This window comes from Imperialibacter sp., from assembly GCF_048007035.1.
Taxonomy (GTDB): Bacteria; Bacteroidota; Bacteroidia; order Cytophagales; family Cyclobacteriaceae; genus Imperialibacter.
Window position 1 is genome coordinate 4,016,867 of sequence record NZ_CP180355.1, and the last position, 23,787, is coordinate 4,040,653.

At 46.7% G+C, this 23,787-nt stretch carries 20 protein-coding genes; 8 read left to right on the forward strand and 12 right to left on the reverse strand.

Annotated features, from left to right (window positions below):
- Positions 1-330 precede the first annotated feature (330 nt).
- The 3 genes from ACMVP2_RS17305 to ACMVP2_RS17315 are packed head-to-tail and all read left to right on the forward strand — an operon-like array spanning position 331 to position 3,237.
- Complete coding sequence (locus ACMVP2_RS17305) at positions 331-1,470, forward strand: Re/Si-specific NAD(P)(+) transhydrogenase subunit alpha (protein ID WP_416864376.1); 1,140 nt, start codon at positions 331-333, stop codon at positions 1,468-1,470.
- A complete protein-coding gene (locus ACMVP2_RS17310; RefSeq protein ID WP_339793075.1) occupies positions 1,470-1,784 on the forward strand; it encodes an NAD(P) transhydrogenase subunit alpha in 315 nt (104 codons plus the stop codon). The genes ACMVP2_RS17305 and ACMVP2_RS17310 overlap by 1 nt, the downstream gene beginning before the upstream one ends.
- Before the next feature lie 7 nt (positions 1,785-1,791).
- Positions 1,792-3,237: an NAD(P)(+) transhydrogenase (Re/Si-specific) subunit beta gene (locus ACMVP2_RS17315; protein WP_416864377.1), complete on the forward strand. Its 1,446-nt coding sequence runs from the start codon at positions 1,792-1,794 to the stop codon at positions 3,235-3,237.
- A gap of 81 nt (positions 3,238-3,318) precedes the next feature.
- Here the strand turns inward: ACMVP2_RS17315 and ACMVP2_RS17320 are convergent, their stop codons facing one another.
- The 4 genes from ACMVP2_RS17320 to ACMVP2_RS17335 all read right to left on the reverse strand — a co-directional run bounded on the left by ACMVP2_RS17320 (position 3,319) and on the right by ACMVP2_RS17335 (position 8,786).
- Positions 3,319-4,404 carry an amidohydrolase family protein gene (locus tag ACMVP2_RS17320; RefSeq protein WP_339793077.1) on the reverse strand — a complete coding sequence of 362 codons (1,086 nt, stop codon included), beginning with the start codon at positions 4,402-4,404 and terminating at the stop codon, positions 3,319-3,321.
- Positions 4,405-4,431: 27 nt separating this feature from the next.
- Positions 4,432-5,949, reverse strand: a complete 1,518-nt coding sequence (locus tag ACMVP2_RS17325; RefSeq protein WP_416864378.1) for a TolB family protein — start codon at positions 5,947-5,949, stop codon at positions 4,432-4,434.
- A gap of 438 nt (positions 5,950-6,387) precedes the next feature.
- Positions 6,388-7,371 carry a hypothetical protein gene (locus tag ACMVP2_RS17330; RefSeq protein WP_416864379.1) on the reverse strand — a complete coding sequence of 328 codons (984 nt, stop codon included), beginning with the start codon at positions 7,369-7,371 and terminating at the stop codon, positions 6,388-6,390.
- A gap of 353 nt (positions 7,372-7,724) precedes the next feature.
- Positions 7,725-8,786 carry a sialidase family protein gene (locus tag ACMVP2_RS17335; RefSeq protein ID WP_416864380.1) on the reverse strand — a complete coding sequence of 354 codons (1,062 nt, stop codon included), beginning with the start codon at positions 8,784-8,786 and terminating at the stop codon, positions 7,725-7,727.
- 301 nt (positions 8,787-9,087) lie between these two features.
- On the opposite strand from ACMVP2_RS17335, the gene ACMVP2_RS17340 reads away from it, so the two are divergent.
- A complete protein-coding gene (locus ACMVP2_RS17340; protein ID WP_416864381.1) occupies positions 9,088-9,858 on the forward strand; it encodes a family 16 glycosylhydrolase in 771 nt (256 codons plus the stop codon).
- 259 nt (positions 9,859-10,117) lie between these two features.
- Here the strand turns inward: ACMVP2_RS17340 and ACMVP2_RS17345 are convergent, their stop codons facing one another.
- The 7 genes from ACMVP2_RS17345 to ACMVP2_RS17375 all read right to left on the reverse strand — a co-directional run bounded on the left by ACMVP2_RS17345 (position 10,118) and on the right by ACMVP2_RS17375 (position 17,958).
- Complete coding sequence (locus tag ACMVP2_RS17345) at positions 10,118-10,639, reverse strand: hypothetical protein (protein ID WP_416864382.1); 522 nt, start codon at positions 10,637-10,639, stop codon at positions 10,118-10,120.
- A 231-nt stretch (positions 10,640-10,870) separates the two neighbouring features.
- Positions 10,871-11,638: a hypothetical protein gene (locus ACMVP2_RS17350; protein ID WP_416864383.1), complete on the reverse strand. Its 768-nt coding sequence runs from the start codon at positions 11,636-11,638 to the stop codon at positions 10,871-10,873.
- Between the two features lie 173 nt (positions 11,639-11,811).
- A complete protein-coding gene (locus tag ACMVP2_RS17355) occupies positions 11,812-12,279 on the reverse strand; it encodes a hypothetical protein (RefSeq protein WP_416864384.1) in 468 nt (155 codons plus the stop codon).
- Positions 12,280-12,808: 529 nt separating this feature from the next.
- Positions 12,809-13,612, reverse strand: a complete 804-nt coding sequence (locus ACMVP2_RS17360; RefSeq protein WP_416864385.1) for a DUF1444 family protein — start codon at positions 13,610-13,612, stop codon at positions 12,809-12,811.
- A gap of 231 nt (positions 13,613-13,843) precedes the next feature.
- Positions 13,844-15,292 carry a hypothetical protein gene (locus tag ACMVP2_RS17365; protein WP_416864386.1) on the reverse strand — a complete coding sequence of 483 codons (1,449 nt, stop codon included), beginning with the start codon at positions 15,290-15,292 and terminating at the stop codon, positions 13,844-13,846.
- Between the two features lie 298 nt (positions 15,293-15,590).
- Complete coding sequence (locus ACMVP2_RS17370; protein ID WP_416864387.1) at positions 15,591-16,445, reverse strand: DUF4382 domain-containing protein; 855 nt, start codon at positions 16,443-16,445, stop codon at positions 15,591-15,593.
- Between the two features lie 37 nt (positions 16,446-16,482).
- Complete coding sequence (locus ACMVP2_RS17375; RefSeq protein WP_416864388.1) at positions 16,483-17,958, reverse strand: DUF4382 domain-containing protein; 1,476 nt, start codon at positions 17,956-17,958, stop codon at positions 16,483-16,485.
- Positions 17,959-18,045: 87 nt separating this feature from the next.
- Between ACMVP2_RS17375 and ACMVP2_RS17380 the strand changes: the two genes are divergently transcribed.
- From ACMVP2_RS17380 to ACMVP2_RS17390, 3 genes are all read left to right on the forward strand, one after another.
- On the forward strand, positions 18,046-18,561 hold the full coding sequence (locus ACMVP2_RS17380; protein WP_416864389.1) for an RNA polymerase sigma factor: 516 nt from the start codon (positions 18,046-18,048) through the stop codon (positions 18,559-18,561).
- A 66-nt stretch (positions 18,562-18,627) separates the two neighbouring features.
- Positions 18,628-19,533: a FecR family protein gene (locus ACMVP2_RS17385; RefSeq protein WP_416864390.1), complete on the forward strand. Its 906-nt coding sequence runs from the start codon at positions 18,628-18,630 to the stop codon at positions 19,531-19,533.
- 37 nt (positions 19,534-19,570) lie between these two features.
- A complete protein-coding gene (locus tag ACMVP2_RS17390; protein WP_416864391.1) occupies positions 19,571-22,048 on the forward strand; it encodes a TonB-dependent receptor in 2,478 nt (825 codons plus the stop codon).
- Between the two features lie 96 nt (positions 22,049-22,144).
- Here the strand turns inward: ACMVP2_RS17390 and ACMVP2_RS17395 are convergent, their stop codons facing one another.
- On the reverse strand, positions 22,145-22,978 hold the full coding sequence (locus ACMVP2_RS17395; RefSeq protein ID WP_416864392.1) for a TIM barrel protein: 834 nt from the start codon (positions 22,976-22,978) through the stop codon (positions 22,145-22,147).
- A 219-nt stretch (positions 22,979-23,197) separates the two neighbouring features.
- On the opposite strand from ACMVP2_RS17395, the gene ACMVP2_RS17400 reads away from it, so the two are divergent.
- Positions 23,198-23,713, forward strand: a complete 516-nt coding sequence (locus ACMVP2_RS17400) for a hypothetical protein (protein ID WP_416864393.1) — start codon at positions 23,198-23,200, stop codon at positions 23,711-23,713.
- Positions 23,714-23,787: the final 74 nt, after the last annotated feature.

The following is a 23,787-nucleotide window of genomic DNA, read 5'->3' on the forward strand; positions in this document are numbered from 1 at the left end:
AGAAGCCTGCTGTACATGGTCGCTGGTCAAACTGCGTCTGTAAAGGGAAGCGCAATGTCATAAGTGGGCGAAATAATTGCAAAAGACTCATATTGAAGCTATTATCGTAGGTTGAGGGATAGGGAAAGTGGGTGCACATGGCGGTGGTGCCCAAATGGTAATTGAAAACTTTGGAATTTTTTACCGCATATTTGCTGGTAAGTAGCTTCTGGTATGTGATGCAAAAGTGACTTGAAAGTCGGCGAGTGATATGATTGCATGGCTTTTTGAGTCATGCGGTTCACTCGCCTTGAGAATAATAGTACACCCTATAGCTAATAACGCAAAACAATGATTGTAGGCCTTCTAAAAGAAAGCGGAAATGAACAGAGAATCGCTTTTTTACCGGAAATCGCAGCCAAATTGGTTCAGCAGAAAGTTCGGGTTTTTGTAGAAAAAGATGCAGGATTAACGGCATTTCAATCCAATCAATTATACGAGGAAGCAGGAGCGGAAATAGTTTCACGAGAAGAAGTGTTGGCTAAATCTGATTTGCTTGTGCAAATCGGTGAGCCATCGCCCGAGCTGGTTCAGCAGTTGGGGAGCGATAAGGTTTGGCTGAGTCAGTACCACCCACTGTGGAATAAAGGCCTGGTGAAGCTGTTTCTCCAAAAGGGCATTACCAGCTTCAGTATGGACTCCATACCCCGGACGTCGAGGGCGCAGGCAATGGATGTGCTTTCGTCGATGGCTACTGTTTCAGGCTACAAAGCTGTGTTGGAAGGAGCCAGCCAGCTGCCCAACTTTTTCCCCATGTTCATGACGGCAGCAGGCACCATCCGTCCGGCCACGGTATTGGTGCTGGGAGCGGGAGTAGCCGGCCTTCAAGCCATAGCGGTTGCCCGAAAGCTCGGTGCTCAGGTGCAGGCTTTCGATGTGCGCTCGGCAGTGAAGGAGGAGGTGATGAGCCTGGGAGCCCGGTTTGTGGAAGTGGAAGGGGCCAGGGAAGACGCTGCTGCAGGCGGATATGCAGTAGAACAAACGGAAGAATTCAAACAAAAGCAGCAGCAGGCCATCAACGACCATGCTGCAAAAGCCAACGTGGTGATATGCACAGCTCAGATTCCAGGCAGAAAAGCACCGCTTCTTTTGCCGAAAGAGGCAGTGGAGCGAATGAAACCAGGGTCTGTGGTTGTCGATTTGGCGGCTTCAAGTGGTGGCAATTGTGAGCTGACACGGGACAATGACACCGTTGTGCATCATGGTGTGAAAATCATCGGGCAATCAAATTACCCTTCGCTGATGCCGGTAGATGCCAGCAAGATGTACGGAAAAAACGTTTTTAATTTTCTCGAATTGCTGATTGCCGACGACGGGTCGCTCAATCTCAATTTTGAAGATGACATCGTGGCCGGCACGTGCATCACCCACAAAGGGGAAGTTTTGAATAGCCGGGTAAAATCACTTTTTGGAGAGCTAATTGATATTTAATGGAGCAGGTATTTGTTTTCTTTTTCACTTATAGAGAGGCCATTTTCATTATTGCCTTGTCTGTTTTTTTGGGAATTGAAGTGATTTCCAACGTGCCATCCGTATTGCATACCCCGCTCATGTCGGGTGCCAATGCCATAAGCGGTGTCATCATCATTGGCGGGATTATCCTCGTTGGCCATGCCGATGCGTCAAAAGTGTCGCTGGAGCTGATACTAGGAATTCTTGCAATCATTTTTGCCACGCTCAATGTGGTCGGGGGCTTCGTGGTGACGGACCGCATGCTGGAAATGTTCAAAAAGAAAAAGAAATAAACCACCTATGGATCAGGTAATCGGGAATTTAAATGGTGTCGACTTCACCCTGGGAGGGGCTTTGCTCGAACTAAGTTATTTACTGGCTGCTCTCCTCTTTGTGGTGGGCTTAAGGCTGCTAAGCCATCCGGAAACGGCCAGAAAGGGAAATTTCTATGCGGCTGCCGGTATGTTTCTGGCCATGGTCACCACACTGCTGCTGCACAAAAACAGCGAGGGAGCGGCTATTCCACTGGCCAATGTATGGATCATTTTGGCGGCGCTGGGAGTTGGCACCGTACTGGGTTGGGTGATGGCGCTGCGCATTCAGATGACGGCAATGCCCCAGATGGTTTCGTTTTACAATGCCACAGGCGGTGCAGCCTCGGCCCTGGTGGCGATGCTGGAGTTTCCGAATACCGACATGGGCAATGTGGGCTCGGCGCTGGCCACACTGCTGGGACTGATAGTGGGAAGTGTCGCCTTCAGTGGTAGTATGTTGGCCTACGGCAAACTTGACGGAAAAGTTGGCGACACCCTTGCTGGCTGGATGAAGTACTTGAATTTGCTTCTGCTGCTCGTGGTGGTGGGACTGTCGGCTTACATGATGGCGTCAGGCCAAACAGCGGGTGAGCTGAGCTGGGCGTTGTATCTGCTGCTCGGTATTTCATTGGTGTATGGGGTCACTTTCGTAATGCCTATCGGCGGTGCCGACATGCCGGTTGTTATTTCCCTGCTCAACAGCCTCACGGGCATCGCAGCCACCATGGCTGGATTTATTTACGGCAACCAGGCAATGATCCTGGGAGGTATTTTGGTGGGCGCTGCAGGCACTATCCTTACGGTGCTCATGTGCAATGCTATGAACCGGTCGCTGCTTAATGTAATACTGGGGGCCTTTGGCGGGGCAGGAGCAAGTACTGGCGCCGGACCGGAAGGCGACATGAAGGAAATCAGCATGAGCGATGCTGCCATTTTGCTTTCTTATTCGAAAAGCGTGGTGATTGTGCCTGGCTACGGACTGGCAGTGGCGCAGGCACAGCATGTATGCCATGAGCTCGATATGTTGTTGGCTGAGAAGGGGGCCAATGTGCGCTATGCCATCCATCCAGTGGCCGGCCGCATGCCCGGGCACATGAATGTGCTGCTTGCCGAAGCCGACGTGCCTTACAGCCAACTGGTGGAGATGGACGACATCAACACCGAAATAGCCAACACCGACGTGGTAGTGGTCATAGGTGCCAACGACGTTGTGAATCCGGCGGCCATTAATAACCCGGCTAGCCCCATTGCAGGCATGCCTATCATCAATGCGCATTTTGCCAGGAACATCATTGTGATGAAACGAGGCAGGGGCAAGGGCTATGCTGGCATCGAAAACGAACTCTTTTTTGATCCCAAAACCAGGTTGTTGTTCGGCAATGCCAAAGACACTTTGCAGAAGCTTGCCAGCGAAGTAAAGAGTTTGCATTAGGAAAATCTCGCCGGCGTTTTTTTTAAGCCAAGGCCATCACAGGTGGCCTTGGTTTCAAAAGAGAGCCTGATGCAGTGCTATTTATTCAAGCCCCAGGAAATTACTCGCATTTTGAAAGTAAACCTTTTCTAATACCTCCCTGGGTAGGCCCAGGCCCCTCGTATGCTGCTTCCTGATGACCAGCGAATCGGTGGTGCTTAGGTACCGCCACAGGTCGTTGTAAGTGGCATTGAGGTCTTTCTGCTCAGCATCGAGTTGTTCGGCTGTCCAGCCCTCAGCCGGATCGTAATTCCCGAAGTCGGTACCGAACATGATCCTGTCCTGGTACTTCACATAGAAGGCCTTCACCTTGTCGCTGTTCTGGCTGGCCAGGTCGCCAAACCGGGCCGCAGGCTCTACCATGATGTTTGGATACTTGTCCAGGCGCTCGGCCACCATGTCCACGCTGTGCGACATGCTGCCCATGTGGGCGCACAAAATGGGCAAATCCGGATTTGCTTCAATCCACCGGTCACGGGCAGCAATGATGGTTTCATAGCTTGGAATCTCAGGATGGGCAAACGCATGGTATTGCGGATTGTTTTTGTAGTACTCGTAGTGCGGATTCATTGGGTTGTCCAACGGCCGCCATGCCTGCACTGGCTCACCTATATGGGCCATGACTGGGATGCCTTTTTCCTTTAGAAAATCCCAAACAGGCTGCAGGCGGGCATCATCAATCTGGATAAAATTGCCAGCAGCGTCTTTCGTCACCATGCCAAAGTTCTTCCACACCTTCACCATTTTGGCCCCGGTGGCAATCTCGTTTTTCAGCCGTTCAATGTTTTTGGCGGCAAAGTATGGGTCATCAATGCCAGCGCCCACCAGGGAGCTACACAGATAGAATACCTCCGGGTTTTCAATGTTCATGTCCACATACTGCTCCCAGCTGCGGTCGATGCCACTAGTATCTTCATGAGCCACATCCACCAGCACCGCTTGCATGTTCCAATCCTGGAAAAAGGAGGGAAGGTAGGGACGGGGATAGCGATAGTGGGCATGCACATCTATTTTTCGTATCGTTTGCTGATCGATGGCTTCGGCCTGACTGCTGCTAGTCTTTTCCTTAGCGGGACTACAAGCCCCAAGGATGAACACGAGGAAGAGATAAGAAACTGCATTTTTCATATACATTGGACACAGATTAATTATTGGCTAGTAGTTCAAGAAAGCGCTGTTGCTCACGAAGGCGATGCGTTTTCCATCGGGTGACCAGTTCGGCACATTCATTGAACCCTGGCCTCCATAAATATAGCCAATAATTTTTGGCTCACCCCCGGTAATCGGCATTAGCCGGATATAGCAGTGCTTGTAAAATGGGTGCTGTCCTGAGTCCACCGTTCTTGGGAAGGAAATGAAAACGATCCATTTGCCGTCGGGAGAAATGTGTGGAAACCAATCGTTCAACTCGTCGAACGTGACCTGCTCCGGATTGCTTCCGTCGGGCTTCATGCGCCAAATCTGGCTTATGCCAGTCCGATTGGAGTTGAAGTAAATGTATTTCCCATCCGGGGTGTATTCCGGCCCGTCGTCGAGGCCGGGAGTTTTGGTAAGCTGCACTTCCTGACCTCCTGAAGCAGGTATTTTGAAGATATTCCATGTTTTGTCACGCACGGCAGTGTATACCAGCTCTTTGGCATTTGGCGACCAGCCATGAAGGTAGGAGGGGCCATTTGGGGTGAGCCGTTTCGGATTGCCGCCTTTTCTGGGCATGGTGAAAATAATCGAATGCCCGTCTTCCGGCGGGGTGCTGCTGATTCCCATTTGCTTTCCATCAAATGACAGCACATGGTCGTTGTTGTTTCTGACGGCAGCACCAGTTTCCAGTTTTGTTGGTTTTCCGGTTCTCAAATCAAAATCATAGAGCAATCCATCGGAGTTAACAGTAAAGACATTGTCGTCTACCATCCAGTTGGGTGCCTGCCAGGAATTATCTGCGCTGAAAACGATTTTCCGATCGCCCGTGGCGACGTCCATCAGCTCAATATGACTGCCTATATAATCTCTGTAGGGCACATAGTCTGGCTTTGGCGGAACAATCACCCGCACATTTTTGAATGTGGCTGTTTCAACCACGTCGGGGTTGTGGGCGCACACCGACAGGCCAATATACACCTCGTTGCCCAGCTCGATGCCCGATACCTGCTCCTCAAAAAATCGCTCTCCCATTTTAGCTGCCGACATGATGAAGGTGTCTCCTCTTCGTTCTAATTGAATGACATCGGCGTGGGTCATGGCGAACGCCTTCTGATCCATGTCCGACTGCGGATTTTCACGGAACTGCAACGACACAAGTCCATCGCCATGCAGAGCTGCCGATACACAAGGGGAGTTCACTTCGAGGCTATGCCTTACCATCCAGCCAATTTTCCTGTGTGGGTCAACGCCTTCACCAACAAAGGCAACGTTTGCCCTGAGAATAAAATCGCCTGTCATTTTGCGGTAGGCATACTGAAACTCATCCTTCTGGCCCCATATATTTTGCCCTGAGCCCGAAATGGTATACGACTGCTTGTCGGGGTCATAGCTGGTTTTTCCGGCTGTTTTTGTAGCGCCTACATCTGCATTGTTGGTGAATACTCCGAGTGCAGCAGGCTGCGCCATGGCCGAGTGAAGGAATAGCACAAAGATGAAAGTGCTGCAAAGGTTCAATAGTGGTGTGTTACATTTCATAATGGTGTTGTTAATCACTGAGGTAAAAAGATAGATAATCCACCGGCTGAACTGCCGACGGGTTTGATAAGTGAGTATAAAAAACAACTTCCCGTGGATGGCGCTGTGAATGCCTCACGGGTAAGTTCCACCATAAACTTAAACAGCGCCTTGTGTGGCCGCTGAACAATTAAATGTAGTCAAAATTATTGACGGGAGGAAGGGTGGTGTGCTCGGATGGGGAAACCCCTAAAGTCTTGTTCCGGGAACTACTGTCGGCCTGTCACTGCTAAGAAGCAAAGCCTATGAAAGTATGCGGCGCTACTACTTAAAATTACAACCGCTTCGGCGGATCGTTAGGGTGAGATGACCCCGTCCCACCCTGGCGGAGTCTACGAGACCGTGCAAGTGGGCTGTAGTCGCCAGTGATTCAGCAGCCTGGCATGAGAGATATTTACGTCAGTTGGAGGGATTGTTCTGGTTAAGAATACGAAGGAAAAAATCAGTAGTATAAGATTGAAGTTTTTTGCGATCATGGCCTATTCCATTGACCAGAATAAACCTGGTGTTTGAATTCACGCTTTTGTACAGGGCTTCTGAATTTGGCCACCTTGATTGGGGATCATTCCCAAAAAGAGTATCCACCAAATCTGCCGACTCTTTCTCCCAGCCATCGGTGAAGTCAAGAGAATCGTTATTGTCTGCTGACCCCATCACGAAAAGCTGCGGAACCTGAACATAGGTGATGCTATCGAAGGGCATGCCGATCAGTGTTTCCAGGTCACCGACGCCAGCCGGATAAGGCAGTAGGTTGTTGTTATACTTTTTTAGAGGTGCAATGGGCCAGCCACCTGGCGAGCCAATCGCAGCGGCCAGTATCCTGTCGGGATGCAGCATCGTAAACCGGTTGGCAAACATTCCGCTGGCGGAAAATCCCTGAATCAAAAATTTTGGATTTGAATGTATGCTGTCTTGTTTGAGAAAAGCCCTGGCCTCATCAATCATGGCTATTAATTGAAGGTCGGTTCGAGCAAGGTCCTTGCGGCCTGTAGTCAAAACATCCCTGTCAAGCGCATGGGTGTAAATATGCCAATCGGTGCCGGGCCGGATAAATGCCGGAACCAGCAAGACCACATCCAGATCATTGGCTATTTTATATCTTTCAAAGCCAGTCCACCAGGCATCCTTTTTATGGACAGCAGGATCGTCTGAAGTGATACCCGAATTATTAGGCTGAACAAGAAAGGTAACAGCTTTGCCGCTTGCGGCTAATTTTTTGGCGCCCGGTGAAATGTAAACATAAAAACCGGCATAATACCCTTTGCCTGCATTTGCAGGATAGTAACTGACGTTCAAAAAGTAGGGACCGACAAATAGGGTGATTGCAGTAGATCCGAGTAACAGTAGACCTGTCAGGATAAGTAAAATTTTTTTCGTCATCATGCATCGATTGAAGGAAATCCGGCCACAATTAATATGCCCGAACAGAAAACGTTAATTCTGTCGAGCAATTGATACACGGTGTGCAACGCAGTGCCCGTTCATGAACAGAGATGGTAATAAAAATGAACATGCTTAGTCGTTTAGAGGGCGGTCTTGAAGTCTGGTGAGGCATGAAGTGAGGGTGTCAATGATTAACTACTGGAGCTGCTACATTTGACTGGACAGTAAGTTAAGCTTGCTCAGCGTACCTACAGGGTGCCCTGGCACCCAATTCAGGTGGACGGTTCAGTCCCGCAGCAAGCCTGCCAACGGCTGACGGATGGGCGCATAGTCAACCGATCTGTTACCGCAGGTTATTCAGGTTGAGGTATTTTGTATTTGTCCTTGCCGTCGGTTAACCATTCCAATGTGAGCCGGACAAACACATTTTCCTGGTAATCATCCTTTTCAAATAATAAACCAATATCACCATTGGCAAGTATGGTCATTGAAGAATAAGCCGAACCTCCATGATAAATGGTTTTCCCATCTGTCCAACTCTTTCCTTCATCATAGCTTATTCTTATGGTCATATTGCTTCGTTCGTCTTTCATTTTTGCATTTGAAAACAGTATTCTGTTTTTGTCAGCCCCTTCATTAATCGAAGTATACCTGATAATGCTGGCGTTGCAGCCCGGATCGATAAGCGATGAGTCGGGTTTAGAGAGCCATGTTGCCCCTTCATCAGTTGAAGTATGAACAACCCTAAACCCTCCGCTATTCACACGACTATTTATCATCCATGTGCCGTCGGTAAGCTCGATTATTTTGGATTCATCACCTGGTATAATTGGGGTGTCAATTAAATACCAACTTTCACCGTGATCGTCACTTCCAAAAAGATGAAGGCCTTTTTCTAAATCCACCAGTGTGTGTAATAATTTACCACTACTGGCTTGTATACCCCGTCCGGAAGTAATGAACTTAAAATCATTGCGCCATTCCGATTTTGTAATTTGTGAGGTGATATCGACAGGCGAACTCCACGTTTGCCCATTATTTATGCTTTTAATTACTTTCAGATAATACACATCTTTTTCATGGTCTAAATCCATGAAATTAAAGAACATGAAAATTGCACCTGTGACTTTATCAACGATCATTGAAGGATCTGAGGCTGATTTACCCAAAGGGTAATCAACCACAGTTTCAATCTCAGACCAGGAATCGCCACCGTCAGCGCTCCTTCGTATCACTATATTTATGTCCCTGCTCAATTTTAAGTCGCCGCAGGAGGGCACCCTTTCATCAATAGCAGCAATCAAATCTCCATTTGGAGCGGTAATAATTGCCGGAATCCTGTAACATGCAACCCCGGCCCGTCTGGTCGCATTAAACAAATCCTTAAAATCAACGGCTTCATTTTTAGTTTGCACCCGCTCAGTTTGAGGGTAAACTATGAGTGACACCGCTGAAAAAAGTAGGGTAAGCAGTCCTTTCATTGTGCTAAGATTGTTTGAATGCATGGTTCGTGAAGTGAGCTATGTGCAGCGCTGTTTCCACTGGCATTTGCCCCTATGCACTGAACGTGGTTCGGGTGGGGCCGTGACTAAATTTAAGCTATGTAGCGCACAATCCAAGCCAACCGCCACCAGATTGCCAGTGAGGCATGCATTCATTTTTACTGTGTAGCTTTAGTTTTAATGGTTTTTGTATTTTGGTTGTAAATTACATGCTATGATCAGGCGGTTAACCTTTCTAATTGTTCTTTGCGCTTTGGTTTCTTGCAAAGAAGAAGAGCCCGATCCTTCGGTGGAGGACTGGTGCCTGGTTTTTGAGGATGAATTTGATTCCTTAGATCAAGCGGTCTGGGAAACCTCAGTAGCACCAAATGGTATCACCTACAGAACAGATCGCCAGAAAAATGTTAGAGTAGAAAATGGCTTGCTCATCATGGAACTTCACAAAGAAGATTATGAGGGATATGCCTACACCGGATCCGATATCGCCTCTGTTGACTATTATCAATACGGAAAAATAGAGTGCAGAGCAAAGCTCCCGACTGCCAATAGATCCTGGCCTGCGTTCTGGATGTTGGGATCGTACGATGAATACGGAGAGTGGCCAAATTGTGGAGAAATCGATATTTTGGAGTACTGGGGGTACAATGCGCCTGACGTTTACACTAATACTCACACCAAAAATTCGAATTGGCAGAATGGCAGGAACAGAGAAAAGCATTCAACTTCAGTTTCTCTTCCGGATGCTAGCGAACAATTTCATGTTTATGGACTTGAATGGTATAGAGACCGTTTGGAGTTTTATATCGATGGGAGCCATTACTGGACTTTCAACAAGTTTAGCAACAACTGGAGGAAATGGCCGTTTGATCACCCCATGAGGATCGTTTTTCAGATGTTTGCAGCGCCAGATTATGAGGGGTCCGATGCAGACCTGCCCGATCAATTTGAGGTAGATTATGTCAGGGTCTATAAAGCCTGCGAGTGATCTTTCAACTCAAAGTGGCATTTTTGGAGCTGCTACGGTATGTAAAATACTTTAGCCATATTCTCCCTAAGCCCTGCCAAAAATGAATGTGGGAGTTTTATGCAACTCCGCTTCTACTGGCACTTAGCCACGCCTTGCCTGCCGCAGCTTAAGCGAAGGTAGGGCGATGTGAAAATTATACTTTGTGGCGGACATTCCAAGCCAACTATCCAATACCAACCGATGAAACTCACGTTCACTATTTGTGTTAGCTTGATTTTCAGTTGTCCTTTACAAGGCTATTGATGGGAAATGAGTCGCTTGTCCCACATGGATCTACTGTCCTAACGTTAAGGGTCAGCCATCGATGGCTTTGAAAATCCGACAAATCCATTTGCAGCCGATTTTCAGTCGTGGTAAACAATCTTAGATTTAGGTCAGACTCATCCGCAACAACTACGAAATACGCCAAGTCATCGAGAATGCCTGGTTGGGTAGTGTCAGTGACGGGCTTCCAACTCAGCATAACCTTTGAAAAATCAAAGTCCCAATGTTCTGTCAATACTTGTATTTTATACTTGAAGTCACACGCCTCAACAGCTCCTCTGGTCGGTACCCCAATGATTTGCAAATTGCAGTTGATGATATTGTTGATGCTATCATTAGCGGGCTGCCATGTTAACCGATAGCTGTGAAGTGAGTCAATAGTGTTCTTTCCTATGTTCGCTTTGTGAAAAGTTTGCCGACCGTGCCCATCTTCGACTATCAACTCATTTTTAACGAAGACAATTTCATTGGTCAAAATTTGATTTTTCTTTACACGTCTTCCGTCAACAAACACACTCTTGGCTGATACAACTTTTAGAGGCTGGCAATTTGCCGAAAAACAAAGCCATAACAGACAAGGCAATATTATTTTCTTCATGTAGGAACCTTCAAGCCAACGCTCTGCTATATAGCGTGTCGGTAGTCCGCAGTTAAAATAATCAAAATATTTCTGCCGTCATGTTTTATAGTTTGTTGGAAGTAGTTTTTATTCGCCATCTACTTCTTCAATAAGCAAATCATCATTTAAAACCATTCCACTGATTAATTGTGGGGGGCAGTACATTCCAAAGTGAGCTTGAGAAAGTTTGTTTTGAATGTTACCAATCTCCGCATGAGCCACTAAATTTCCGTTTTGCCAAACTTTCGCATACCCATTTTCACGAAAGTCTAGATAGATTTTTAATTCTACCCATTCTCTTTGTGGGAATGTTACATTTTTGGTACTGTAAACATGTGCTTGATCTCCTTGATCGATTGTGTTTTGTAGGTGAACCAGTCCATCATAACTCAAATTCACTAAAACACTTCTATCCCAATTATCTGATACATCATCAGTAAAAGTGGCAAAACTAAACCAATCGTCTATTCCTCCTGAGTTAGTTGGATTTAATTCAATATCAAGCCATACCCATAAAGTAATATAACATGGCGTTTGGAATACTCCCTCAGATGTTTTTTGAAACTGAATAGTGGGGTATCCTCGGTGGTTGTTATTGCTCGTAATTGAAGCAGGATTTGCACCATTGATCCAGGCTCTATGTGCAAACTCACCACTATGCACAATAGAATCGGACAGATCATGATAAGTGGTGCCTAAATGTCCTTGAGGTGTTATAAAAAAGTCGTTAAAATCATCTACCGATTCAAAGGAACTCATGAACTCTCTTGTCTCAGGTACCGATGGTACTTCCGAATCTTTATCACAACTCATAAAGAGTATTCCAACTAAGAATAAAAAAGTCATTCTTTCCATAGTCCATTTCGCCTGACTAGCATGAGTGGTGGAATGTTATGCACTTCCCCCGCCGCTAGCACTTAGCCACTCAACTGATAAAATTATAATTTGTGGCGGACATTCCAAGCCAACTGACCTTTGACAACCTGTGAAGCCCAAATTCATTTTACCGCTGTGTTGTAGCTCTTTTATTAGTCGGTGGCTAGCAGTCCAGAGAGTTTATGGATCACTTTTTTCCTGGCGATCACATAAACCCCATGGAGAAAAAACCTGAACAGAGTTGCCATAAAAATGAAACCGAAAATTCCGATCACCCAGCTAGTCAGTTCGCTAGTTGCAGTCAGCCCAAAAATTACGAGAGCGGTTATTACTATAGCCCAAATGTTGTAAAGGATTCGAAACGCTCTGTGAAGCGTTGTGGCCAGCACTATCTGCCCTTTTTCGCTATCGAAATGTCCAGATACAACACAAGCAGCACCAATTGGAAACCATGAGCTGATAAGTCTAAACTCTTGTCCTGATACCGCTCCGATAAAGTCCTTGGAGGTGGTTCTCATCACCAGTTTACTGCTTGCAAGAGTCCGTTCCGAAAGTCGGCTGGTCAGTTCTGACGAGTTCAGAGAGGTTTGAAAGTTAAATGTATCAGTACTCAGTTTCATGCGTTCTGGAGTGAGCTACCACGCCCGTGTGTGTTAGGCACCTTTTAATTCGATTTGAAATATCGTAGGACTTTGGTCTTTGATGGTGTAGAAATCGATACTTCGACTATCAGACTGTCCCCTGTCAATAATCTAGATATTTCTTTGTTAGAGAAATACGAGTCAGAATAAGTATGACCGTCAATCTTATACTCATATTTGATTTCATGAACAACACCTTTGCCATGGGGAGCTAATCTATTTTCAATAACAATAGCAGTTACTTCCTTTGTGTCACCCATAAATAATGGGCCATAGTTAAACTTGTCATATACGTAATAAATCAAAAGCACAATAATAATTAGAAGTCCGAGAATTCCGATAGTCCTTGTCATGATTTATAAATGGTGCCTAACCTGGCTATGGCGAGTGGGGTTTTGTAATGCACTTCGCTTACTACTCGCACCTAGCCACGCCGATGATAAAATTAAATTATGTGGCGGAGATTCCAAGCCAACTTCACTCAACTAACCTGAACAGCCCCCATTCGCTATAGCCTCGTGTTAGCCTCTTTTTTATCTATTGCGATCCATGAGTCTCCCAATCGTTCGAAAAGAGTTGGTAGCAGGTAGTGGTCAGCTGTTTCGACTATGCTCAAGGCCATTTTTTCTAACTTGTCCATGGCTTCCTTATCATCGCTACTAGTCACCAGGAGAATATCCCTAGCTGGAATTGCAATTACAATATTTCCATCCACTGGAAAATTATCTTTGTTCCAAATGCCATCTAGTAGCAACAAACTGGATTCATAGTAACCACCAGCAGTTACCATAAAGATATCGTGTTCTATTTCACTTTTTTCCATATCGGGCAATACACTTTGTAGATTGGAAATTGATAACTGGCGTAAATCGGCGAAGTCGATGCCGGTTGCTAAGAAATCTTCCTTATTAAAGATGGAGACACTTGTCTCCAAGTCTTCTGAGTAAAGAATCACCAGTTCATCATTGAGATATTCATACACGAGATCAATCTTAGCAGAGTCACCTTTAGCCAAGTCCATAATGTGTGAAAGGTAGCCGACGTCCTTTATTACAGGAACGATCCGATTAACGTCAATTTTTTCGCTAGGACTGTAAAGTTCACCAGAAGCGTCTACATACTTACCAATAATTTCGTATAGGTCTGACGGCCTAGAAATATACTCTCTAAAAGCATTGTCAACATAGTGCTGAACTTTTCCTCCGTCGTTACTGGCTGTGATTTTGAGAACGTCTGTTATTTCATATTCGATGTCTGGAAACCTCTTCTCAAGCTCCGTTTTGTATAAGTCTGTAAACTGTTTTTCGTCCATAACTGAGTTATTACGACAGGAGCAAACAAGAATGATTAGAAGTAAAAGGTTATTACGCATAGAAGATAATTGAAGATAACAATTCGGTATGGCTATTAGCCATACTCCAATTATAACTATTTTTTAAATTATTTATCAAAATAGCACAATGAACCTCATAAAGCCATATTATCCGTTTGTAAACCCATAATATACGTATATTATCATCATAATATGGGGGTGCGGTTTTCGTTACTTCCTCCTCACCACCAGCACCATATCAGCCCTTCCCGGCACGGCCACTTTGTTGTCTTTCACTGCTCCCTTCGATATAACTTTCCCCGTCGTTACATCCATCCACTCCGTGGAGTAGCTCCCAGCGGGCAGGGTGAGCGTAATGTCATAGCTTTTCACTGCCAGCGATTCCCAATACACCACCCACATGCCGTTGCCATTGCTCATGGCCAGCGTGGTGGCGCCGGGCGCTGCCTTCACCACCGAGGCATCGGGCTTCAGGTTCACCAGGTCGTGGGCTTCCATGAAGTTTTTCAGAATGCCAAATTGCTTTCTCAAGTCAGGACTGCCTCCGCCCGGCGATTCGTAGGTGGTGTCCTGTCCGTTTTCCTGGCCTACCGAAAAGGAATAGTCGAGGTGGCTGAACAGGGCCCCTCCCGCCATCACAAACTGCCATACCTGGCGGCGATAGGTGTCGTCTTCGCCTCCGGCAAAGCCCGTCTCGTTGAAGCCCAGCACCTTGTTGAGGTAATAGTTTTCGCTGGCCGCCCTTGGGTAGGCATAATGGAAGTTGAAAATGTCGATCTGCGGGTCAGGCTCGGTGATGGGGTAGTAGAAGTTGGAGATATTTTGTGAGATCAGGTGCTTGTTGGCCAGCTTGCTCTCCTCGTCTTTGATCCAGCTTGCCACTTTCTTTTGCCATTCGTTCGACGCCTGCGACACCACCTGAATTTTGTCCGTCCAGGGGCTTTCGCCGTAGTCGTTTCTGGTGAAAATAATCTCTGTATTGTCCGCCCAGGGCTCGTTTTGTATTTCAAAGTAAAAGTTGCCGAACCCGTTCAGCTCCCTCACCAGTTTTCGCACATAAGCTTCCTGGCGGGCCAGTAGCCCTTTGTTATTCAGGGTGTTCACCTCTTTAGCCTCCAGCTCGGGCGTGCCGTTGATGTTGTTGCTGGGGTTGAAGGCAGCGTAGTTCCACCCCCCGCCATAATGAGCCGAAAAAAGGCATACTTCCACCATCACTTTGTTGGTGCTGGCCAGGGTCATAAAGTCTTTCAGTCGGGCAAAGTAGGCCGGGTCCCACTGGTCGAGGTCAAACTTGTTGCCGCCCAGCGCATAGCCGGGCTGGTTGCTCCGCTTCCATGGCAGGATGGCCCTGCCCTCTGCCGGTGCCATGGTGTTCTTTTTGATGCCAAAGTCGCCCTGCTTCTCCAGGTAAGCCCCTGTAAACAAGCGGGTATGGTTGAGGCCTTCCTTTCCCAGGGTGTTGAGATAGGTTTTGTAATCAAAGTCGAGGTTCATTACCGCCCCGTAGTGTTCCCCTGAGCCGATAATGATCATCGGCTTTCCCTGGTACTGAAAGTAGTGAGTGTTTTGGGGGTGAAGCTGCAAGATGTTTTGAGCCTGGGCTGAGCATGTGGCTAATAGCAAGCCTAGAAAAATGGAGCGTATATGAGCGACTTTCATAAATGATATTTGTTGCAGTTAACACCGTTTGGTGAGGGGCGGTGAATGTTCTTTTTGTAAATATAAAGATAGCCAAAGTTAATGCTGATGTGTTATGCTGGTAGAAAAACCGTTCCTGCATTGTAAGCCGTTGCAGGAACGCCATTCTGCCCCAATTAGAAGCCTCTTTATTTGAGGCAGAGGGCAATGGTGGCCGGGCTGGTTGGGGCAACAAAAAAAGGGAAGCAAAGCCTACAAGCTTGCCTCCCCCTCTAACCTAAGAGATTTACCGCACTAATACGGCGTCTTAAACTTCTTTTTATTCGGGGTTGAGTACAAAATCTTGTGTGGTTGCATTAGCTGCCACAATTTCCACTCCCTCGGAGGTAGTAGCTGCGTATCCTTGCGCTTCCACCGTTACGTTGTAGAGGCCAGCCTGTAAGCCAAGCACGGTGTAGGTGCCATCTTCGGCTGTAAGAGCCGTGGTGTTGAGGGTGTCGGCAGCATAAACCGATACCGTGGCTCCCCCCAATGCGATGATTTCAGTTTCCGTTTCCCCTTCCACTTCGGTTGTTACAGCACCCACCAGCCGACCTGCAAAAGATTGGTTGGAGGCCTTGATAACAGGCTTGAAATTGAACCCGGTGATGCCAGACGGTGAACTGGTGTTTCCTTTGGCCACAAATGAGCTGGCCACATCGAAGTCCAGCAGTAGTTCGGCAGTTAGGCCCCCCGCTACTTCTATGCCTGGCTTTACAAATATTTTAATGCCGGAGGAAGAGCCGCTGGGTACCTTCAGATCATACGATGTGCCGTCTTTTAATACCACAGTGGCATCGGCTACATACACCCTGATGAGGTCATAAGTACCTTCGGGAATTTCGACGTCGGCCAGGTTTTCAGTCACTCCATTCGTAAGATCCAATAGATTGGCTGAAACCTCGTCTTCCATAATGGTAATAAATGCGCTTTCTGAGTCTCCGCCTTTTTGCCTGGCTTCAATTTTAGTAACAGTTACGTTTGCTTCACTCACCAAATCGCTTGGAAAAGGGGCGTCTGTCATTTTTACTACCAACTGTCCGGTTCCGCCCGAGTCGCCATCGTTGTTGCATCCCACAAGTCCCGCAATAATAGCCATGGCAATAAATGGTAATAAAATCTTCTTCGTTTTCATGAATTTTTGTTTTGTTGTATAAGAATAACTGGTTTAATCAATTGGTAGTCAGATTGATAGTAACTGTAGTTTCTTTTCCTTTTTCGATCAATACCTCGTCAAGTGTTGAGGTTTCGTGGTCGACTAATTCTGCCTGCACCTGATAACCTCCCGGCGTCAGGCCGAGAATGGTAAACCTGCCGTCCTCACCACTCAGTGCTGTTGTGTGAAGTGTGTCGGCTGCAAACAGAGAGACCTGGGCTCCGGGCAGAGCGGTGCCGTTCTGGTCGTTAACGGTACCAGAAAGAGTGCCGGTAGCGTGCTGATTGGAAGTCCGGATGACTGGCTTGAAGTTGAACCCATTGATGCCCGCAGGAGTGTTTGGATTGCCTCTCACCACAAAGCTGCTGCTAACGTCAAAGTCCAGTAAGTAGCTGGCACTTTCACCTTCTTCTATTTCAATATCAAAGGCTGGTTTTACTTTAATGCCGCTCTTGTCGCCTGATGGGATTTTGAGATCGAATAGTCGCCCGTCTTTCAGTAACACACTTCCCTCGCTAACGTATACGCTAAAGAATGAATAGGAGCCAACCGGCAATGCTGTTTCACTGAGCTTTGCGGTGATGCCATTACTCAAGTCGAGCAAATTGAAGGTTGTCGGCTCGTTAAAAACTGTAATAAAAGGTATGGTGTCATTTGCTTCGCCGGTTTTCACTTCAATTTTGACTATTGTGACGTTGGCTTCTTCAATTAAATCAATCGGGAAGGGGGCGTCAGTTAACAAAAGCTCCAGCTTTCCCGTGGCCAGTGGCAGGCCTGTATTGTAAAAGACTCTATCCCCCTCGTCGCAGGTGTCCTGAGCCGTGTCAAATGCATTTTGTAGCGCAGTATTTCCTTCAATCACTTGCGCCCCTATGCTCGTAGCAACCTGGATAGGGAACTGGATAGAAAGAAGGTCGTCGTCATTGAATTCATTTAAAAGTTGAAAAAGAGAGGCGTCGTCGGCTACTGTTCGGATGTCGGCAAGCTGATTTTGCAGGTCATAGGTGGCCATGGAGATCGGATACTCGATGTCGACACACTCGATGTCGTCGTCAAGTCCGTTGGCAACGCATAGGGCAGCCAGCACGTCCAACTCTTCCTGACTGGAAACTGCCACCTCCGTGTGATCGGATTTGATCACACGCAGGGGGAAGTCTAAAAGAAAACGGTCTGACTGGTAAGGATTTAAATAATATATGTCCTGTAAAACAGCTAAATCAGCCTCTTTGCCAACAGTAAATGCCTTTCCTCTGAAGCTTCCTTTTACCGGTAGCACCAGCGTCAGACAACTGGCATTGTCAATTACATTGTCGTTGGAGCCATCCTTTAGCGACATTTTTTGCAGCAGCTGCCCGAGGGCCGATCCTTTGGTGAAAGCCATTTCTTTGTCCGGCTCCGTAATATCCTCCGAAGGCTCCTGGCAAGAGATCGCCAAAATCACCAGGCTCACTAATAAAATGGACTGCTTCAAAAATGAAATTTGCCTCTGCATAGGTTTTTGCCCCGCTTTCGGTAATAAAACCGGCTGACACTGAAAACTCCTACCTGTAAACCTAAACTTTGTTAAATTGGGGTTCATATGAGCCATGAGAAGCGAAATGTTTGTGATGAAGGCAGGTTTAAAACACTTTTCAGAGCGCTCTCAAAAGACCTTCATGATTTTCTCTACTATAAGTACGGTGCCGGAAACCATCCCGCAGATATTGTGCAGGAAGCTTTTGTGAAATTATGGAATAACTGCAAAAACGTACCACCTGAAAAGGCCAGGGCCTTCCTTTTTACAGTGGCCAACAACCAAATGTTAAATGAGCTGGCAAAAAGCAAGACAGCGTTACGGTATCAGGAGACCGCAGAAGCCAAGCGATACACAATTGAGTCGCCTGAATTTGCGATGGAGGAAGAGCAATACAGGCAGCGACTTCACGCTGCTCTCGAAAGCTTGACTGAGGATCAGCGGGTGACTTTTATGTTGAATCGGGTAGAAGGAAAAAAGCACCAGGAAATTGCCGATATGCTGGGTATAGGTCGCAAGGCAGTTGAGAAGAGGATATACACAGCATACAAAATTATAAGGGAGCAGCTGGGCGATTTTTGATCGTGTAAAAAATGTGTCAGGTAGGAGATTCTTGCATTCATCTGTTTTTATTAAGAAGTAAAAATTATGGACGAAGAAGACTTGGTGAAAAAATGGCTGGCCGAAACGCTTTCGGAGTCGGAACGGCTGTCGTTCGAGCAAACCGAAACGTATCGAAAGCTGCAGCGGACGGAAGGTCTTTTGCAACGGATGAAAGCCCCCGATTACGATGTTGAGGCTGAAGAGAAAAGATTGCCTATAGCTCCCCGCCAAGTCGGAGTTGTCTCCTTGTGGCAACGAAATTTTTTAAAGGTTGCGGCCTCTTTGCTGCTAGTGCTCAGCGCAGCACTTGTCATAGGCTATCTCTTGTTGAGAGATGAGACGGTCAGGGTGCTGGCGGCCACGAAAACCACCACTTATCTGCCTGATTCTTCAGAGGTTGCGCTGAACAAAGCCTCAAGCCTCACCTATAGTACAAGCGGGTGGAACAAAGCCAGAGTAGTTGAACTAAGTGGCGAAGGTTTTTTTAAAGTCTCTCACGGCTCCCGTTTCGATGTGAAGACGTCTTTAGGTACGGTAACTGTTGTGGGTACGCAGTTCAATGTGAAGAGCAGAACAGGGTATTTTGAAGTGCAATGCTATGAAGGAACGGTGAAAGTTCGGTCAAAAGGCACCGAGCAAATATTAAAGAAAGGCCAGGGGTGGCGTTTGATAGGCGGTTTGTCAGCGGCTCTGGAGTTAGGTACCGGCGATGGCCCGGGTTGGTTAGGTAACGAAAGCAGATTTGAAAGTGTGCCGTATAGTCAGGTGGTGGAGGAGTTTGAAAGGCAGTATGGCGTTAAAGTAAAACTGGTTCGTGTGGATGCCAATCAAATGTTTACTGGCAGCTTTACGCATGACAACATAAATCTTGCTCTTAAGTCAATCACGCTTCCGCTCAATATAAAGTTTGACCGTGAAGAGAACCTGGTTCGTTTGTCTGGTGATCAATAGAAAAGTAAAATTTTTTCTCCTTCTACCACTCCTTTTTTTGGCAGCACACATTTTTGGCCAGCAAAAAGAAGATGCGCAGCCGTTGTTATCAGTTCTCAAAATTCTTGAGGCCAGGTATGAAATTGCATTTTCCTATGCAGATAAAAATGTTGCCCACCTCTATGTTGATCTTCCGGATGATGCCTTAAGCCTGGCTCAATGTCTGTCGTACCTGCGACAGGCCACCGATCTGGAATTCGAGCAGTTGGACGATCGATTTGTAGCTATAAGAAAGTTGGAGACCACCGCCAGGGTGCTCTGTGGCTACCTGAAAGACGTGGGAACCAGCGAGCCCGTGACGTCGGCCGTCGTAAGCCATCTGTCAACTTCGGTTGTTACCAATGTGGAAGGATATTTTGAGTTAACTCTTGAGGAGCCAGAATCCGTCTTGCGTGTAAGGCACCTGGGCTATCAACCTCTGGAAATAGATCTGACTAAAAAAAAAGCTACGGATTGTCTGACCATCAGTCTCACAGCCAAAACAGTGGAGCTTGAAGAGGTTCTTATCTCCAATTACCTTGTTGGAGGAGTGGGTAAAACCGTTTCGGGGGCATTTGAGGTGAAAACCAGGGAATTGCAGGTGCTTCCCGGCATGAGCGAGCCCGATGTGCTGTATACCATGCAGGCTTTGCCAGGCATACAAAGTGCCAACGAGTCGGTTTCCGATATCAACATTAGAGGCGGGAGTAACGATCAAAGTCTGATACTTTGGGACGATATAAAAATGTATCAGTCCAGTCATTTTTATGGCCTTATCACCGCATTTAATCCCTATTTCGTTGACAAAGTAATCCTGACAAAAAATGGTACCGGCGCTCGTTTGGGGGAAGGAGTTTCAGGCACCATCGAGATCAAACCCGACAACAAAGTGGCCAAAGAGTGGAGTGGCGGTGGCGGCATCAATCTGCTGAGTGCCGACGGCTACCTTACTGCGCCACTATCTTCCAGGGCTTCGATAAGTGTGGCTGGCCGCAGGTCGATGGCTGATATTGTCAGCACACCTACCTACGACAACTATTTTGACCGGGCATTTCGCAACACCGACGTCGCCAGGGTTTCGGCTGGAGATAGCCTGCTGAATAGCAACGAAGACTTCTATTTTTACGATTTAACGGTAAAAGTTAACTATCAGATTTCAGCAAGCGACAAGCTAAGTCTCAGCTTCCTGCAAATTTTTAACGACCTGACTTACACCGAAAATGCTGAAGTAAATGGGGTAAGGGAGTCAAAGGCAAGTAGTCTTACTCAGCAGAGTATGGCTTCAGGCATTCGGTATGAAAAGGAGTGGAGTCCGTCGGTGAAATCAAGGCTAAGTGTGCCTGTGTCGTGGTACAAACTCAGGGGCGTTAACAACAACATTCCCAATAACCAACGGCTAGAGCAAGAAAATGAAGTGCTGGATATCGGTTTCAAAATCGATACCAGACTGCTTATTAATGAAACTACCGATGTAACGGGAGGTGTGCAACTTACAGAGGTAGGCATTGGTAATTTGGAAGTTCTGAATAACCCGGCTTTCAGGAGGTATATAAAGGAGGTTAACAGAAGCCAGGTGTTGTTTGCCGATGTCAATCACTCTACGCCATCAAACAATACCAACATAAGTGGAGGGCTTCGTGCCAACTACTACTCTACACTCGATCAATTTACCCTGGAACCTCGCCTTGCCATTCATCAGAAGCTGGCCGAAAATGTTGCACTTGAACTGCTGGCTGAACAAAAAAGCCAGTTTACTACCCAGGTGATCGATTTGCAAAACGACTTTTTAGGTGTCGAAAAACGAAGGTGGGTTCTTTCCAATGGAGTGGGTATTCCACTTATTCGCAGCAAGCAGGCTTCGGTGGGCTTGCTGTATTCTCCCGACAAGTGGTTGATTAGTGCAGAGCCGTATTTAAAACTGGTCAAAGGTATAATTACCTCCAGCCAGGGGTTCCAAAACCAGTTCCAGTACCTAAGGTCAAATGGTAGCTATCAGGTGTTTGGTGTGGACGTGCTGGTGAAAAGAGACTTTAAAGAGCTTTCTGCCTGGACGAGTTATGCTGTGGCTAAAAATCGATATGATTTTCCTCAACTGTCGGTAAGCGCCTTTCCCAATAACCTTGATATTTTGCACAACCTGACGATTGGTGCGGGCTATACCAGGGATAGTTTTCAAGCGTCCACTAGCCTTAGCTGGCACTCAGGCCGGCCTTATACGGCTGTAAATGCCTCCAACCCAATAGTTAATGGGACTATCAGCTACGACCTCCCCAACGCAGCCAGAGTGAGCCCTTACTTCCGCATTGACTTGTCAGCCAGATATAACTTTAATTTGAGAGCTGGTGTACGAGGCCAGGCCGGGTTTTCTATCTGGAACCTGTCGGCGTATGAAAATGTGTTAGGAACCTATTACCGCATTGCCGACGGAAACCTGGAAACTATCAACCAGGCTGGATTAAAGCTTACACCCAACATGATGTTCAGGGTATTTTTCTAATCAATGAAAGGCAGGTTTTGATAAGCAGCCTAAAAAAAAGTTACCACACCGGGAGAGTCAAACTTATCCAGATGTGGCAACTAAGAGAAATTTCTATTAAATCACCTTGAGCACTCCCCTCACATAGCCGAAGGATTCAGCGGCTCCAGGAAGTGGGTCCTTGCCGTCTTTCTCATACTCCAGCGACATATAGCCGGTGTAGCCTACTTTGATCATCGTCTTCAGAAACGCCGGTATGTCAGTCACACCACGGCCGATTTCAAGCGGCTTGCCATCTTCCTGAGCTTTGTCTTCGTCTTTGAGGTGGATGTCGTAAATACGGTCTTTGAATTTTTCTGCCCACACAGACGGGTCTTCCCCAATACGCACCACATGGCCAATGTCCATACAAAGACCAATACGCTTGTCGAGCCCTTTCACTTTTTCGTAAACGTCCTTGGGGCTGCGGTAAAGGTCATCTCCGGGGCCATGGTTATGGATGGCCAGTTTAATGTCAGTTTCCTTCACTTTTTTCTCTGCCAGGGGCAGCAAGTCGTGGTTGGGCACGCCAATGATCATTTTCATGCCGGCAGCTTTTGCATAAGCAAACGCCTGGTTCACTTCTGCTTCGGTTTTCATGTAGATAACACCAGCACCGTACAACTCAAGGCCTGCATCGGCTATTTTCTTGGCAGCCGCTTTGATGTCTGCCTCTGAAGAATCAAGCGGCAGGTGCATGCTTTTTAGGGCGATCTTGGAAATGCCAAGGCGCTTTGTGTATTCTATCGTGGTGTCCAGCGAAAATTCACGAAAGGTGTAGCTGGCAAGGCCAAGCTGAAAGGTGTATTTGCTGGCTCTGGCCGGTTTGGAGGAGCTAAGAGCAGGGGTAAGTACCATCCCTGCACCAGCGAGGCCGGCCGTTCTTAGAAAGTCTTTTCTATTCAATGTCATCTGATCAAAAGTTTAAGTGGAATTTAAATATAAGGGATAGCGACAGAAAGGGCTACAGGTTTTACAAAATCTATGTTCAGTGGTATCGTAAGGAGCCGAGAAATTGCTGGGAAATAGTCTGGTAAGTTTGATATTATATTTTTAAATAAACTGAACTTTAGGCCTTTTAGGCACTATAATTGCTTTAATTTTTCGTTTAAAAAACTAACGAAAATCAGCATGAAAAGACTTTCTATCGCAGCACTATTTGTTTTGTTTGCCTTTGCAGGCCATGCCCAAATCAACAAAGGAGAATCGTTTATCGACGGATCACTCAGCTCTTTATTAGTCCACCAGGCACATGTGTTTCAAGTAGGTGCGGGCTACTCATACGCCGTCAAAAATAATCGATTGCTGGGAGTGGGAGTAGGTTACAATGACATCTCTGGAAACGCTACGTCTTTTAATTTTGGACCAAACTTTGCATGGAATTTTAGCTTGGGTGAAAAGTTATTATGGGGGGTAGGTGCCTTTAGTACGATCAGCTTTACTGGAGGAAACGATGCTTATGTCAACGATGTTCTTATCGGAGTCAGTTTGCCCTCCCTGGGTTACCGAATTCATGATCGGATCATACTGAAGTTACGCACGGGAGGCCTATCGTACGGATTTAAGAGTGAGGCCCTGCAATTATCTGGTAGTTTATCAGGTCTTGGGATTGGAGGAATGATCCGTCTAGGAAAGAAACCTGGGTGATCTTCGGTGATGAGAATGCAAGTACTTGGTTTAGGATCCTATTCTATTTGAGCCGATGACAGGAGTACCAAGAC